This window comes from Serratia sp. PGPR-27 (assembly GCF_022678525.1).
Classification (GTDB): domain Bacteria; phylum Pseudomonadota; class Gammaproteobacteria; order Enterobacterales; family Enterobacteriaceae; genus Serratia; species Serratia nematodiphila.
On the sequence record NZ_JALBYS010000067.1, the window covers coordinates 1 to 14,044 of the forward strand.

14 protein-coding genes and 1 tRNA gene are annotated in these 14,044 nt (G+C 57.2%); 1 reads left to right on the forward strand and 14 read right to left on the reverse strand.

Annotation, left to right across the window (positions count from 1 at the left end):
* Window positions 1-88: 88 nt before the first annotated feature.
* From MMS95_RS23585 to cydA, 12 genes are all read right to left on the reverse strand, one after another.
* Window positions 89-164, reverse strand: a tRNA-Lys gene (locus MMS95_RS23585).
* A gap of 178 nt (window positions 165-342) precedes the next feature.
* Complete coding sequence (gene cpoB, locus MMS95_RS23590; RefSeq protein ID WP_004939852.1) at window positions 343-1,137, reverse strand: cell division protein CpoB; 795 nt, start codon at window positions 1,135-1,137, stop codon at window positions 343-345.
* A gap of 9 nt (window positions 1,138-1,146) precedes the next feature.
* Window positions 1,147-1,662, reverse strand: coding sequence for a peptidoglycan-associated lipoprotein Pal (pal, locus tag MMS95_RS23595; RefSeq protein WP_004939853.1), 516 nt, complete (start codon window positions 1,660-1,662; stop codon window positions 1,147-1,149).
* Window positions 1,663-1,706: 44 nt separating this feature from the next.
* Window positions 1,707-2,999 (reverse strand): Tol-Pal system beta propeller repeat protein TolB, encoded by a 1,293-nt coding sequence (tolB, locus tag MMS95_RS23600; RefSeq protein WP_004939856.1) that lies wholly within the window; start codon window positions 2,997-2,999, stop codon window positions 1,707-1,709.
* A gap of 132 nt (window positions 3,000-3,131) precedes the next feature.
* A complete protein-coding gene (tolA, locus tag MMS95_RS23605; protein ID WP_060558797.1) occupies window positions 3,132-4,358 on the reverse strand; it encodes a cell envelope integrity protein TolA in 1,227 nt (408 codons plus the stop codon).
* A gap of 81 nt (window positions 4,359-4,439) precedes the next feature.
* Window positions 4,440-4,868 carry a colicin uptake protein TolR gene (gene tolR, locus MMS95_RS23610; protein ID WP_004939859.1) on the reverse strand — a complete coding sequence of 143 codons (429 nt, stop codon included), beginning with the start codon at window positions 4,866-4,868 and terminating at the stop codon, window positions 4,440-4,442.
* Window positions 4,869-4,880: 12 nt separating this feature from the next.
* On the reverse strand, window positions 4,881-5,564 hold the full coding sequence (gene tolQ / locus MMS95_RS23615; protein ID WP_004939862.1) for a Tol-Pal system protein TolQ: 684 nt from the start codon (window positions 5,562-5,564) through the stop codon (window positions 4,881-4,883).
* The gene (gene ybgC, locus MMS95_RS23620) at window positions 5,561-5,965 is read right to left on the reverse strand and encodes a tol-pal system-associated acyl-CoA thioesterase (protein WP_004939863.1); all 405 of its coding nucleotides are present in this window, start codon (window positions 5,963-5,965) and stop codon (window positions 5,561-5,563) included. Before ybgC ends, tolQ begins: the two co-directional genes overlap by 4 nt.
* Window positions 5,966-6,095: 130 nt before the next feature.
* Window positions 6,096-6,392, reverse strand: a complete 297-nt coding sequence (ybgE, locus tag MMS95_RS23625) for a cyd operon protein YbgE (protein WP_004939866.1) — start codon at window positions 6,390-6,392, stop codon at window positions 6,096-6,098.
* Window positions 6,392-6,505 (reverse strand): cytochrome bd-I oxidase subunit CydX, encoded by a 114-nt coding sequence (gene cydX, locus MMS95_RS23630; protein ID WP_004939868.1) that lies wholly within the window; start codon window positions 6,503-6,505, stop codon window positions 6,392-6,394. The genes ybgE and cydX overlap by 1 nt, the downstream gene beginning before the upstream one ends.
* Before the next feature lie 17 nt (window positions 6,506-6,522).
* On the reverse strand, window positions 6,523-7,662 hold the full coding sequence (gene cydB / locus MMS95_RS23635) for a cytochrome d ubiquinol oxidase subunit II (protein ID WP_015376980.1): 1,140 nt from the start codon (window positions 7,660-7,662) through the stop codon (window positions 6,523-6,525).
* A 14-nt stretch (window positions 7,663-7,676) separates the two neighbouring features.
* The gene (cydA, locus tag MMS95_RS23640; RefSeq protein ID WP_004939873.1) at window positions 7,677-9,245 is read right to left on the reverse strand and encodes a cytochrome ubiquinol oxidase subunit I; all 1,569 of its coding nucleotides are present in this window, start codon (window positions 9,243-9,245) and stop codon (window positions 7,677-7,679) included.
* Window positions 9,246-9,928: 683 nt separating this feature from the next.
* On the opposite strand from cydA, the gene MMS95_RS23645 reads away from it, so the two are divergent.
* Complete coding sequence (locus MMS95_RS23645) at window positions 9,929-11,827, forward strand: 5'-nucleotidase C-terminal domain-containing protein (RefSeq protein WP_060558796.1); 1,899 nt, start codon at window positions 9,929-9,931, stop codon at window positions 11,825-11,827.
* Window positions 11,828-11,899: 72 nt separating this feature from the next.
* On the opposite strand, the gene sucD is transcribed toward MMS95_RS23645, so the two are convergent.
* Both sucD and sucC read right to left on the reverse strand, forming a co-directional pair.
* Window positions 11,900-12,772 (reverse strand): succinate--CoA ligase subunit alpha, encoded by an 873-nt coding sequence (sucD, locus tag MMS95_RS23650; RefSeq protein ID WP_004939878.1) that lies wholly within the window; start codon window positions 12,770-12,772, stop codon window positions 11,900-11,902.
* Entirely contained in the window at window positions 12,772-13,938 is a 1,167-nt protein-coding gene (sucC, locus tag MMS95_RS23655; protein WP_015376978.1) for an ADP-forming succinate--CoA ligase subunit beta, read from the reverse strand. The genes sucD and sucC overlap by 1 nt, the downstream gene beginning before the upstream one ends.
* Window positions 13,939-14,044 lie beyond the last annotated feature (106 nt).

Sequence of the window (14,044 nt, forward strand, 5' to 3'; positions counted from 1 at the left end):
CTCGAACCGCCGACCCCCTCCGTGTAAAGGAGATGCTCTACCAACTGAGCTAATCACCCACTGTTGTGGTTACTGCTACTTCAGAAATTGGTGGGTCGTGCAGGATTCGAACCTGCGACCAATTGATTAAAAGTCAACTGCTCTACCAACTGAGCTAACGACCCAATTTCCCTGCCGCTTTAACATCTTGCAAGATGTCTTGGCAACGGCGGCATATATTACTAATTTATCTTGGCAGCGCAACCTAAATTTTTTACTGATGCGTTCAACTGCTTGTTCTTCACGCGAATGAGCCCAGAAATCGGTCAAATCGACTAACTTCTGGGCTCATTTTTCTAACCGTTAACCGCCTACGCGACTTTTCGCCTGCTTGGCCGCCGCACTGGTTGGGTATTGTTTAATCACCTGCTGGAACACGGCCTTGGCTTTATCAGCCTGCCCTTTTTCCTGCATGATGATACCCACCTTGTACATGGCGTCCGGCGCCTTCGGTGATTTAGCGTAATTCTTCACCACCACCGCAAAATAATAGGCCGCATCGTCTTTTTTACCCTTGTTGTAGAACAACTGACCCAGCCAATAGTTGGCGTTGGGCTGGTAAGTAGACTTCGGGTACTGTTTTACGAAGGACTGAAAGGCGGAAATCGCCTGATCATACTGTTTTTTTTCCAGCGCCAGAGAAACAGCGGCGTTGTAGTCACTGTTCTCATCACCGCCACTCGGCGTTGCAGAAGCGGCTGCAGGCGCGCTGCTGCCCGCATCGGAAGATGCGCCTGCGGCTGCCCCGCCGGCAGCGCCCGCTGCCGCAGAGGCGCTCTGAGCGCCGCCCTGGCTGAGGCTATCCATCTGTTGATAGATTTGCTTCTGGCGTTCAACGACCTGATTCAACTGATACTGGCTTTCCTGGATTTGCCCACGGAGAGAATCAATGTCGCGTTGATTGTCAGAGAGTTGCTGCTGGAGTTGGTTTAAAAGCTGGCCTTGAGCATTGCTGATGCGCTCAAGCGAGGTGACACGGTCTTCGACCGAGCCGGAGCCGACATTACTGATTGGCGCTTGGGCAGTAGCGGCCCAAGGGGCCGCTACGCCAACCAGTAACGACAGACTCAACAGGTGACGTCTGAAGTTACTGTTCATGCGATTCTCTTAGTAAACCAGAACGGCACGACGGTTTTTAGCATAAGCCGCTTCGTCGTGGCCCAGTACTGCTGGTTTTTCTTTACCGTAAGAAACGATAGAGATCTGGTCAGCGGAAACGCCTTTACCTTGCAGGTACATTTTAACGGCGTTAGCACGACGCTCACCCAGAGCGATGTTGTATTCCGGCGTGCCGCGTTCGTCAGCGTGGCCTTCAACGGTCACTTTGTAAGACGGGTTGTTACGCAGGAATGCAGCGTGCGCGTCCAGCATCTGAGCGAATTCGGAGCTTACGTCATACTTGTCCAGGCCGAAGTAAACGATGTTGTTCTTCTGCAGTTCTTGCATCTGCAGACGAGCTTGTTCTTCGGAAGACAGGTTGCTGCTGCCGTTTTCCATACCAGTGCCGGCGCCAGCGCCCATACCAGATTGGTCGTTGTTCGCGCTTTTGTTAGAACTACAAGCTGCTACAGCCAGAACTGGCAGTGCCAGCAGAAGCCCTTTCAGCACTTTGTTCAGTTGCATTTCTTTGATCCTTTTATAGTTTGCCATACATATTTACACATGCATCACAGATACGGCGACCAGGCAGGGAATTTGACCTGTCCATCAGTTGCCGGAAGACGCGCTTTGAAACGCCCATCAGTTGACACCAACTGCAGCACGGAGCCCATACCTTGCGTGGAGCTATAGATCACCATGGTGCCGTTTGGCGCAATACTAGGCGTTTCATCCAGGAAGGTGCCGGTCAAAACCTGAACGGCGCCCGATCCAAGATCTTGTTTGGCGATGTGTTGTGCACCACTGTTGGTGCTCACCATCACCAGGAATTTACCGTCGGAGCTGACTTCAGAATCCTGGTTCTGAGAGCCTTCCCACGTCAGACGCTGCGCGGCACCGCCGCTGGCGCTGATTTTATAAATCTGCGGACGCCCGCCCTGGTCGGAGGTAAACGCCAGCGACTGGCCATCCGGGAACCAGGTCGGTTCGGTGTTGTTGTTACGGCCATCGGTCAGCTGCGTGATCTGGCCGGAGCCGAGGTTCATCACGTACAGGTTCAGGCTGCCGCTCTTGGACAGCGCGAAGGCCAGCTTGCTGCCGTCCGGCGAGAACGCCGGCGCACCGTTGTGGCGCGGGAACGAGGCGATCTGGCGGATAGCGCCGTTAGCCAGGGTCTGCACCACCAGCGCAGAGCGGCCGCTCTCGAAGGTCACGTAAGCCAGTTTGCTGCCGTCCGGCGACCAGGCCGGCGACATCAGCGGCTCAGGCGAACGGTGCACCGTGAACTGGTTGTAACCGTCGTAATCCGCTACGCGCAGCTCGTACGGGAATTTCCCGCCGTTGGTCTGCACCACGTAGGCGATACGGGTGCGGAACGCGCCCTTGATGCCGGTCAGCTTCTCGAACACTTCGTCGCTGGCTGTATGGGCAGAATAACGCAACCACTGTTTGGTCACTTTATACTGGTTCTGCGCCAAGACGGTGCCCGGCGAACCCGAGGTGTCCACCAGTTGGTAGGAAATCAGGTAGCTGCCGTCGGCGCCAGGTTGAACCTGGCCGACCACCACGGCGTCGATGCCCAATGCAGTCCAGGCCGCCGGCGTCACTTCAGACGCGGAGGTCGGTTGCTGCGGCATGCGCGCCACGTCGATCGGGTTGAATTTGCCGCTGTTGCGCAGATCCGCGCCGACAATCTTGCCGATATCTTCCGGCGGCGTGCCTGGGCCCGCCCATTTAAACGGCACCACGCCAATCGGGCGAGCGGAGTCGACCCCTTGGGTGATTTCAATGCGAACTTCCGCGTGCAGCACGGACGCCCACAGAATTAAAAAACCTAGCGCTACTCGAAATGCCTGCTTCATCTCATCTCCCTTATCCAGGCGGGATGCCTGCGATAAATTAGCAGAATTTTAACAAACCAACTTACGCAAAACTACATAATCCCTGTTGGTTACCTTAGTACATCCCTGTGATATTACTCACTCAATCAACCGTTATTGCGGTTTGAATTCAAGGATAGAATTCTTAAAGTGCTGATAAACGGCATCGCTCGGCGGCTTCGGTATATGCGCCAACTTGGCGGCAGAGACCGCGGCCTGACACAAAGCAGGATCGCCGCCCGCCGCTTGTACACTTATCAGCAGGCCGTCCGGCGCCAGCTTGATACGCAGGTCGCAGGTTTTGCCGGCGAACGAACTGGCGTCATAGAATTTGCTCTGAATCGCCCCTTGGATCTGCCCCATATAACCGCTGATATCCGCCCCGCTGGCGCCAGCCGTTTTGGCATTGCCCTGCCCGGCCGGTTTACCGTCGCCCTTCGATTTGGCACCGCCGCCTTTCGGCGCGTTCTTGCCATCCGCCAGGCCGCCAAACAGGTCATCAACTTCCGCCGACTGCTTCGCAGCCTCGGCGGCGGCTTTTTTCTTCTCTGCAGCGGCTTTCTTGGCTGCCGCAGCTTTCTCAGCGGCGGCCGCTTTCTTCTCTGCCTCGGCGGCAGCCTTCTTCTCGGCTTCCGCTGCGGCTTTTTTCTCAGCTTCAGCGGCCGCTTTCTTCTCCGCGGCCTCTGCGGCTTTCTTTTCTGCCGCGGCGGCGGCGGCTTTCTTCGCCTCTTCCGCCTGTTTCTTGGCGGCGGCGGCGGCGGCCGCTTCTTTCTTGGCTTCCGCTTCGGCTTTCTTCTGGGCTTCCGCCTGCGCCTTGGCGACCTTGTCCGCTTCGGCCTTCGCCTTGGCGGCAGCGGCTTCGGCGACCTTCTGTTGTTCTTTGGCCTTGGCTGCGGCGGCTTCCGCCGCTTTTTGCTGCTCGGCGGCCTGTTTTTGCTGCTCCGCCGCCTTCTGCTGTTGCTCAGCCTGCGCCTTGGCGTCCTGCGCGGCTTTCTCCTGCGCCGCCAAACGCTCTTTCTCCAGCTCTTTCAGGCGCTGCTGCTGCTCCGCCTGCTTCTGCTGAAGCTCTTCGGCCTGTTGCTCCGCTTTTTTCTGGCGCTGCTTTTCGGCACGCTGCGCATCGTTGCTCTGCTGCTGCTGGCGGTTGTACTGCTCCACCACCGCGCCGGGATCGACCATCACCGCGCCCACCACGGTGCCATCACCGCCGCCGCCGGCGCCCATGTCGACCTTTTCCTGCAGCGATCCCCAAATCAGCAGGGCAATCAGTATGAAGTGCAGAACGACCGAAACAATAACGGCGCGGTTCAGCTTATCGTTTTGCTCAGTTGCCTTTACCAAAATAGATTCCCAAAAACTGGTGTTGCTTATACGGGGTTCCTGGGCCGCAGCGCAGGAACCGGGTTGCCGTTGGCCTTACGGTCAGATCGGCTGGGTCATCAGCCCCACGGAAGCCACGCCCGCCTGATGGAGAATATTCAATGCCTTGATAATCTCATCGTAAGGGACTTCCTTCGCACCGCCGATCAAAAAGACCGTTTTCGGGTTAGCCGCCAAACGCGACTTGGCTTCGGCCGCGACTTGCTCAGGCGGCAGCAGCTCCATACGGTTGTGATCCACCACCAGGGTGTATTGACCTACGCCGGAAACCTCGAGGATCACCGGCGGATTGTCATCGCTGGACACCGTCTTGGAATCGGTGGCGTCCGGCAGGTCAACCTCCACGCTCTGCGTGATGATTGGCGCGGTTGCCATAAAAATCAGCAGCAGCACCAGCAACACGTCGAGCAGCGGAACGATGTTAATTTCGGACTTCAGCTCACGCCGACTACGTCCACGTACTCTCGCCATGCTACCTCCTACTTATTTGCTGTCGCTGGAGAAGGCCTGACGATGCAGAATAGCGGTGAACTCTTCCATAAAGTTGTCGTAATTCTGCTCAAGCTTGTTGACGCGCTGGTTGAGACGGTTGTAGGCCATTACCGCCGGGATGGCGGCGAACAGACCGATCGCGGTGGCGATCAGCGCTTCGGCGATACCCGGCGCCACCATCTGCAGCGTGGCTTGCTTCACCGCGCCCAGCGCGATAAAGGCGTGCATGATCCCCCACACGGTGCCGAACAGGCCGATGTACGGGCTGATAGAACCGACGGTGCCGAGGAACGGAATATGGGTTTCCAGCGTTTCCAGCTCGCGGTTCATCGAAATGCGCATCGCGCGCGACGCCCCTTCGATCACCGACTCCGGCGCATGATTGTTGGCGCGGTGCAGACGGGCGAACTCTTTGAACCCGGAATGGAAGATCTGCTCGGAACCGGTCAGGCTATCGCGACGCGCCTGACTTTCCTGGTACAGACGGGAAAGCTCGATACCGGACCAGAATTTGTCTTCAAAGGCTTCGGCGTCACGCGTCGCCGCATTGAGGATGCGGGTGCGCTGAATGATGATCGCCCAAGAGGCTACCGAGAAGCATATCAAAATCAACATGATAAGCTTAACCAGCAGGCTCGCCTTCAAGAATAAATCTAGGATGTTCATGTCAGTCACTGCTTAAACTCCGCGACAATAGACTTAGGAAGCGCTCTTGGCTTCATTTGGTGTGGATCAATACAGGCAATCAGGACATCTGCCTGGCTCAGTAGGGCCCCGTCAGAATTGACAATGCGTTGAGCAAACGTGAGAGAAGCCCCGCGCAGAGAGGTGATTTCACTCTGGACCTCCAGTTGCTCGTCGAGACGAGCCGGAGCCAGATAATCCACCGTCATGCGCCGGACGACAAAAGCGACTTGTTCACTGAGCAGCTGCTGTTGATGAAAGTTGTGCTGACGCAGCATCTCTGTGCGCGCTCTTTCAAAAAAGGCGACGTAGCGGGCGTGATAGACCACACCACTGGCATCGGTATCCTCGTAGTAAACGCGAACCGGCCATCGAAACAACGTATTACTCACTCTACTTCCCAGCAATGCAATTTAACGCTGCTACTATACGCAAGACGGATCGGGTTGGGAATGGGTTACAAGATGGGAATGAAAATAATTATGGGCCGTGAGGGCCCATAACGTGGGGACATCAGGGAGATTATAAAGAAACGTAAAGTAATCCTGCGCACAAGATCACAATTGCAGGAAGCGGCGCGAAAAAAGCGCGCCAGACGCTGCGCTGCGGGCGGAATCCGAAACCGTGGATCACTCCGGCACATACGGCCCAAATCAGCAACAGCCCTTCCCAAATCTCCAGCGAGCTGGTTTTGGCGGCGAAACGCGTCGGATCCCAGAACACGCACCCCGCCAAAATCAACGCCAGCACCAGGGAAAGGGCCCGAACCGGGCCCTTGTCGGTGACAGCGTACAGCTTGTCAATCACGGACGAGCTCATTACTTACCGTCTTGCTGAGCTTTGGTCGCTTCGCTCTGCTCAAGCGCCAGCGCCGTGATGATGCCGAAGGCGCAGGCAAGAAGCGTTCCGAGAATCCAGGCAAAATACCACATGGTTTAGCTCCTTATCCTTAGTACAGCGAATGCTTGTTGTTTTCGATGTAGTTCTTGTCGAGACGACCGAACATTTTGTAGTACGACCAGCTGGTGTACGCCAAAACGATAGGCACGAAGATCGCCGCCACGACGGTCATCACTTTCAGCGTCAAGAGGCTCGACGTCGCGTCCCACATGGTCAGGCTGACGTTAGGCACGGTGCTGGACGGCATCACGAACGGGAACATGGTGACCCCGGCGGTGAGGATGACGCAGGCGATGGTCAGCGACGAAGTGACGAACGCCAGCGCGCCTTTCTCCAGACGCGAGAACAGGATGGTGAACAACGGCAGCACCACGCCCAGTGCAGGCAAGGCCCACAGCAGCGGATACTTGTTGAAGTTGATCAGCCATGCGCCGGCCTGATGCGCCACTTCTTTACGCAGCGGGTTGGATTCCGCCATGGTGTCCAGCGCCGAAGTGATCACGTAGCCGTCGATGCCTTTCACCAGCCACACACCCGCCAGCAGGAAGCATACCGCCATGATCAGCGTCGCGATCTGCGCTGCGGCGCGTGACCGCAGGTGGATCTCGCCGGTGGTGCGCATCTGCAGGTAGGTCGCGCCCTGAGTGACCAGCATGGTCAGACTGACCACGCCTGCCAACAGACCGAACGGATTCAGCAGTTGGAAGAAGTTGCCGGTGTAGAACAGACGCAGGTATTCGTCCACATGGAACGGCACGCCCTGCAGCAGGTTGCCGAACGCCACGCCGAATACCAACGCAGGCACGAAGGAACCGATGAAGATGCCCCAGTCCCACATGTTGCGCCAGCGGCTGCTCTCCAGCTTGGAACGGTAGTCAAAACCGACTGGGCGGAAGAACAAGGCCGCCAGCACCAGGATCATGGCGACGTAGAAGCCCGAGAAGGCCGCTGCGTAGACCATCGGCCAGGCGGCGAACAGCGCGCCGCCGGCGGTGATCAGCCACACCTGGTTACCGTCCCAGTGCGGGGCGATGGAGTTGATCATCACCCGGCGCTCGGTATCGGTTTTACCGATGATGCGCACCAGGATGCCGACGCCCATGTCGAAACCGTCGGTGACGGCGAAGCCGATCAGCAGTACGCCAACCAGCACCCACCAGATAAATCGCAGTACTTCATAGTCAAACATACGTGGACTCCTGTTTAGCGCGCTTCCTGCACGGCGGCAGTCGGTTGTTCAAAGTGGTAGCGGCCGGTTTTCAGGCTGCTTGGACCCAGACGCGCAAACTTGAACATCAGGTACATTTCAGCCACCAGGAACAGGGTGTACAAGCCGCAAATCAGCCCCATCGAGAACAGAATGTCGCCCGCGGTCAGCGAAGAGTTGGCGACTGCGGTCGGCAGCACCTCACCAATCGCCCACGGTTGACGGCCGTATTCCGCCACGAACCAGCCGGCTTCTACCGCGATCCACGGCAGCGGCAGGCCATACAGCGCCGCACGCAACAGCCATTTCTTCTGGCCGATGCGGCCGCGCACCACGCTCAGGAAGGACAGGCCGATAATCAGCAGCATCAGCACGCCACAGGCCACCATGATGCGGAAGGCGAAGTACAGCGGCGCCACGCGTGGAATGGAGTCCTTGGTCGCCTGCTGGATCTGCGCTTCCGTCGCGTCGCTGACGTTCGGGGTATAACGCTTCAGCAGCATGCCGTAGCCCAGGTCTTGCTTGGTTTTGTTGAATTCCGCACGCACCGCAGGATCGGTATTGCCGCCGCGCAGCTCTTCCAGCAGCTGGTAGGCTTTCATGCCGTTGCGGATGCGCACTTCATGTTGCGCCAGCAAATCTTTCAGGCCAGTGACCTGCGTGTCGGTGGAACGCGTGGCGATCAGGCCAAGCGCATACGGGATCTGAATAGAGAAGGAGTTTTCCATCTTGTCCTGATCGGGAATGCCGAACAGGGTGAAGGACGCCGGTGCCGGCTGGGTATCCCACTCCGCTTCGATGGCGGCCAGTTTGGTTTTCTGTACGTCGCCCATTTCGTAACCGGATTCGTCACCCAGCACGATCACCGACAGCACCGCAGCCATGCCGAAGCTGGCGGCGATGGCGAAGGAGCGTTTGGCGAAAGCGATGTCGCGGCCCTTCAGCAGGTAATAAGCGCTGATGCCCAGCACGAACATGGCGCCGGTGGTGTAGCCTGCAGCCACGGTGTGAACGAATTTCACCTGCGCAACCGGGTTAAGCACCAGCTCGGAGAAGCTGACCATCTCCATGCGCATGGTTTCGAAGTTGAAATCCGACGCGATCGGGTTCTGCATCCAGCCGTTGGCGACCAGGATCCACAGCGCGGACAGGTTTGAGCCGAGGGCCACGAACCAGGTTACCGCCATGTGCTGCACCTTGCTCAGACGATCCCAGCCGAAGAAGAACAGGCCGACCAGCGTCGATTCAAGGAAGAACGCCATCAGACCTTCGATGGCCAGTGGGGCCCCGAAGATATCGCCGACGTAGTGAGAGAAATACGACCAGTTGGTCCCGAACTGGAACTCCATGGTCAAACCGGTGGCCACACCCAGAGCAAAGTTAATCGCAAATAACTTTCCCCAGAATTTGGTCATGTCTTTATAGATTTGTTTGCCAGACAGGACATATACCGTTTCCATAATTGCCAGCAAGAACGCCATACCGAGCGTTAATGGGACAAATAAGAAATGGTACATCGCCGTTAAAGCAAACTGTAAGCGCGACAGTTCGACAATATCAAACATCTTGACTCCTTGCTCCTCGCAGGAAGACTCCGACACGCGGTTATCGGCATACTTCTTTCAAAGCCGCCAGTAACGCCCCGCAGTGAATGCCCTTAAACACAACAAATTTGATCCAGCTTCTCCGCTTTCAACCGCACACTCGGCCAATAGCCCCTCGGGCCGCCGACAAGCACGCCACTGAAAACCGACAACGGGTAACAAATGCAACAAGATCAACCATCCATAATCACAACATGGATGATACTCGCCCAATCCCACACAATAAATAGGTTTTTACGTGACGTGGGTTGGACTTTTGGTTACAGGTCAAATCTTAGCCGAAAGAGGTACTTCGGGCTAATTTGATCTGAGACAATTTAAGCCTATCCGCATATTATTTCCATATTCATCAGCACATTTCGCCTATTTTTCTTGAGGGCATGTTGCGCAATGGTTTAATTGTTTTTTAATGATATTTTTGTGTTAAATAAATGTAATTTAAAAGAGCCGCCATTGTATTATTACGCGCTTATTCTGCGACATAATTAACCTTTTATTTCCATTAAGCCGTGACAGTGATTGCAGTCACAAAACAACAAATCTCTCTCCAATATTAGTCTATTTCTCGCGATGGGATCGTAAAGGTTGCGATTTTGTAGCAAAATGACCACTTATGTTAAAATTCCATTGAGTGACAATAAGTTATGAAAAAAATCATCTTTGCCTCTGTCTTGGGACTCTCGGGAAACGCCATGGCCGCCGAAACGGTAAACATCACCCTGCTGGGCACCTCCGATCTGCACGGCACCTTCGTGCCCTGGGACTACGCCAGCGACACGGAAAACCTGGCGGGCAGCCTGAGCCAGATAGCCACTCAGGTCAAAAAGGTGCGCGCCGAGCAGCCTAACCTGATCCTGGTGGACGCCGGCGACACTATTCAGGGCAACTTCGTTGAAACCTTCAAGCATGAGGCCGTCAGCCCGATGATGCTGGGCCTCAATGCGCTCAATTACGACGTCTGGGTGATGGGCAATCACGAGTTCGACTTCGGCCTGCCGGTGCTGGCTACCCCGCTCAAGCAGTTCAAGGGCGCGGCGCTGGCGGGCAACATCGTCTGGGACAACGGCAAGCCTTATCTGCCGGCCTACACCATCCTCGAACGTCAGGGCGTGAAGATCGGCATTATCGGCATGGACACGCCGATGACCGCTGAATTCGCCAAGGGCACCGATCGCATCAAAGGGCTGAACTTCACCGATCCGGTGCAGGCGGTGAAACAGGTCATCAAACAAATCGACGGCCAGGTCGACGCCATCGTACTGGTGGCGCATATGGGCATCGACAACGAGAACCAGCGCCCGGGCACCGGCGTGGCCGACATTGCCAACGCCAACCCGGAACTGGCGGCGATCGTCGCCGGCCACATGCATGTGAAGATCGACAAGGCGGTGGTCAACGGCGTCATCATCACCGAACCGGACAAATACGGCCGCGCGCTGTCACGCATCGATCTGCAATTTGAACGCCGCGACGGCAAATTCACGCTGATCGATAAAAACAGCTACACCTACCCGATCAAAGGGCTAACGCCCGACAGCGCCATGCAGGCTCTCTACCAGCCGTATCATGACATTTTGCGCGCCAACGCCAACCGGGTGGTGGCGAAGCTGAGCGGCAGCGATCTGGTGCCTGCCGACGAGTTCCGCGGCATTCCTCAGGTACACGTGCAGGATACCGGCATCAGCGCGCTGTTCCAGCAGGCCGCCCGTCACTACGCACCGCTGGCGCAGGTGATCGCCCTGCAGATCGACAACGATCGCGCCAAACTGGACGTCGGCGACATCAAGGCCAAGGATATCGCCTTTAACTACCAATACGCCGGCGGCGAGATCACCGTTTATCAGCTTAACGGTAAAGCGCTTAAACGCTACATGGAGTGGTCCGCCGGCTACTTCAATCAGCTGCAGCCGGGCGACGTCACCTACAGCTTTAACCCGGCGCGGCGTTCGTCCAAATATTCCACCAACGATTTCTTCGATGGCGTCACTTACACCATTGATCTGCGCCAACCCGCCGGTTCGCGCATCGTCGATCTGCGCCTGGCGGACGGCACGCCGGTCACGGACGATATGCCGATCCGTCTGGGCATGAACAGTTACCGCATGGGCCACCTGACGCAAAAGGGCGGCGCGCTGGAAGGGCAATCCTTCCCGGTGCTGTTCGACAGCAAAGCGCAGTACGGTGAAGAAGAAGGCACCATTCGCCACCTGGCCCTGCGCTACCTGACGGAAGTGAAACACGGCCAATACCAGGGCGTGCCGCCGCAGCGCTGGAAACTGATCGGCATAGAGGGATACGAACCGCAGCGGGCGATCGTTAAACGGCTGCTGAATGAAGGCGTTATCCAGGTGCCGACCACCGACGATGGCCGCTACACCAACGTCGCGTCGATCAACGTCAAAGACGCGCTGTTCCGCAACGCCGACGATTACCGCGCCGCCCTCGCCTCGCTGGAGCAGCAGCGGCAAGCCGCCGCGGATCCGGTGCAGCAGCGCCGCCTGCAGGATCGGATCGCGCTGATCAAGGCGCTCAACGTTTTCTGAGTTTCGCCCATAAAAAAGGCCACCCAATGGGTGGCCAAACATGTCGAGATATTGTTATTTCGTACTAGGTTCTTAGCGCTTCAGCACCGCTTTTACCGCATCGCCGATGTCCGCCAGGCTGCGAACGGTTTTCACGCCCGCCGCTTCCAGCGCAGCAAACTTCTCGTCCGCCGTGCCTTTGCCGCCGGCGATGATGGCGCCTGCGTGGCCCATACGCTTGCCTTTCGGCGCGGTCACGCCGGCGATGTAGCCGACAACCGGTTTGGTGACGTGTTCTTTGATGTAAGCCGCCGCTTCTTCTTCAGCGCTGCCGCCGATCTCACCGATCATCACGATCGCTTCGGTCTGCGGATCCTGTTGGAACATCTTCAGGATATCGATGAAGTTGGAGCCCGGGATCGGGTCGCCGCCGATGCCCACACAGGTGGACTGGCCCAGACCGGCATCGGTGGTTTGTTTCACCGCTTCATAGGTCAGGGTGCCGGAGCGGGAAACGATACCCACTTTGCCCGGCAGATGGATGTGGCCAGGCATGATGCCGATTTTACACTCGCCCGGGGTGATCACGCCAGGGCAGTTCGGCCCGATCATGCGCACGCCGGCTTCGTCCAGCTTCACTTTCACGGTCAGCATGTCCAGGGTCGGGATGCCTTCGGTGATGGTGATGATCAGTTTGATGCCGGCATCGATCGCTTCCAGAATGGAGTCTTTACAGAACGGCGCTGGAACGTAGATGACGGAGGCCGTCGCGCCGGTCGCTTCAACCGCTTCGCGCACGGTGTTGAACACCGGCAGACCCAGGTGCTGAGTGCCGCCTTTGCCTGGGGTGACGCCGCCAACCATTTTGGTGCCGTAAGCGATAGCTTGTTCGGAGTGGAAAGTCCCCTGGCTACCGGTGAAGCCCTGGCAAATTACTTTGGTGTTTTTATCGATTAAGATGGACATTATTTACCCTCCACTGCTGCAACAACTTGCTGAGCCGCATCAGTCAGGCTGGTCGCAGCAATGATATTCAGGCCGCTGTCCGCCAGTTTCTTGGCGCCCAGTTCGGCGTTGTTCCCTTCCAGGCGCACCACGACCGGGACGTTAACGCCCACTTCAGCCACTGCGCCGATGATGCCGTCAGCGATCAGATCGCAACGTACGATACCACCGAAGATGTTAACCAGAACCGCTTTCACCTTGTCGTCGGACAGGATGATTTTGAACGCTTCGGTCACGCGCTCTTTGGTCGCGCCGCCGCCAACGTCCAGGAAGTTGGCCGGTTCGCCGCCGTGCAGTTTAACGATGTCCATGGTGCCCATCGCCAGACCGGCGCCGTTCACCATGCAGCCGATGTTGCCGTCGAGGGCAACGTAGTTCAGCTCCCACTGAGCCGCACGGGATTCACGCTCGTCTTCCTGGGAAGGGTCACGCATTTCACGCAGTTCAGGCTGACGGAACAGGGCGTTGCCGTCGGCGCCCAGTTTGCCGTCCAGGCACACCAGATCGCCCTGCTTGGTGATCACCAGCGGGTTGATCTCAACCATCGCCAGGTCACGCTCCAGGAACAGCGTCGCCAGGCCCATGAAAATCTTGGCGAACTGGCTGACTTGCTTGCCGGTCAGGCCCAGTTTGAAGGCCAGCTCACGGCCCTGATAAGGCTGTGGACCCGCCAGCGGATCGATGGTCATTTTGTGGATCAGTTCCGGGGTTTCTTCCGCCACTTTCTCGATTTCCACGCCGCCTTCGGTAGACGCCATGAATACGATGCGACGGGTCGCGCGGTCTACGACGGCGCCCAGGTACAGTTCTTTATCGATGTCGGTCGCCGCTTCAACCAGGATCTGGTTAACCGGCTGGCCCAGCGCGTCAGTCTGGTAAGTCACCAGACGCTTGCCCAACCAGGCTTCCGCGAAAGCACGGATATCTTCTTTGCTGTTGACGACTTTAACGCCGCCCGCTTTACCGCGGCCGCCAGCATGAACCTGACATTTCACCACCCACGGGCCGGAGCCGATTTTGGATGCGGCTTCTTCTGCTTCACGCGGAGTGGTACAGGCGTAACCGGTCGGTGCCGGCATGCCATACCGAGCAAACAGCTGTTTTGCCTGATATTCGTGTAAATTCATGATGTTCTATCCATTCAGTTCTGAAGGTTTTTAGCCGGACCATTATTACGCGGTAAACCGCATGGTTTTCCGGCCACATAGCACAGAGTGCGGGGGGGGGCCGCCG

Excerpts from the sequence above, each read along its gene's own strand:
- tolR (WP_004939859.1), bottom strand. The coding sequence starts at position 4,868 with ATGGCGAGAGTACGTGGACGTAGTCGGCGTGAGCTGAAGTCCGAAATT.
- cydA (WP_004939873.1), bottom strand. The coding sequence starts at position 9,245 with ATGTTTGATATTGTCGAACTGTCGCGCTTACAGTTTGCTTTAACGGCG.
- sucC (WP_015376978.1), bottom strand. The coding sequence starts at position 13,938 with ATGAATTTACACGAATATCAGGCAAAACAGCTGTTTGCTCGGTATGGC.
- cydX (WP_004939868.1), bottom strand. The coding sequence starts at position 6,505 with ATGTGGTATTTTGCCTGGATTCTCGGAACGCTTCTTGCCTGCGCCTTC.
- pal (WP_004939853.1), bottom strand. The coding sequence starts at position 1,662 with ATGCAACTGAACAAAGTGCTGAAAGGGCTTCTGCTGGCACTGCCAGTT.
- cydB (WP_015376980.1), bottom strand. The coding sequence starts at position 7,662 with ATGTTTGACTATGAAGTACTGCGATTTATCTGGTGGGTGCTGGTTGGC.
- cpoB (WP_004939852.1), bottom strand. The coding sequence starts at position 1,137 with ATGAACAGTAACTTCAGACGTCACCTGTTGAGTCTGTCGTTACTGGTT.
- sucD (WP_004939878.1), bottom strand. The coding sequence starts at position 12,772 with ATGTCCATCTTAATCGATAAAAACACCAAAGTAATTTGCCAGGGCTTC.
- MMS95_RS23645 (WP_060558796.1), top strand. The coding sequence starts at position 9,929 with ATGAAAAAAATCATCTTTGCCTCTGTCTTGGGACTCTCGGGAAACGCC.
- ybgE (WP_004939866.1), bottom strand. The coding sequence starts at position 6,392 with ATGAGCTCGTCCGTGATTGACAAGCTGTACGCTGTCACCGACAAGGGC.
- tolB (WP_004939856.1), bottom strand. The coding sequence starts at position 2,999 with ATGAAGCAGGCATTTCGAGTAGCGCTAGGTTTTTTAATTCTGTGGGCG.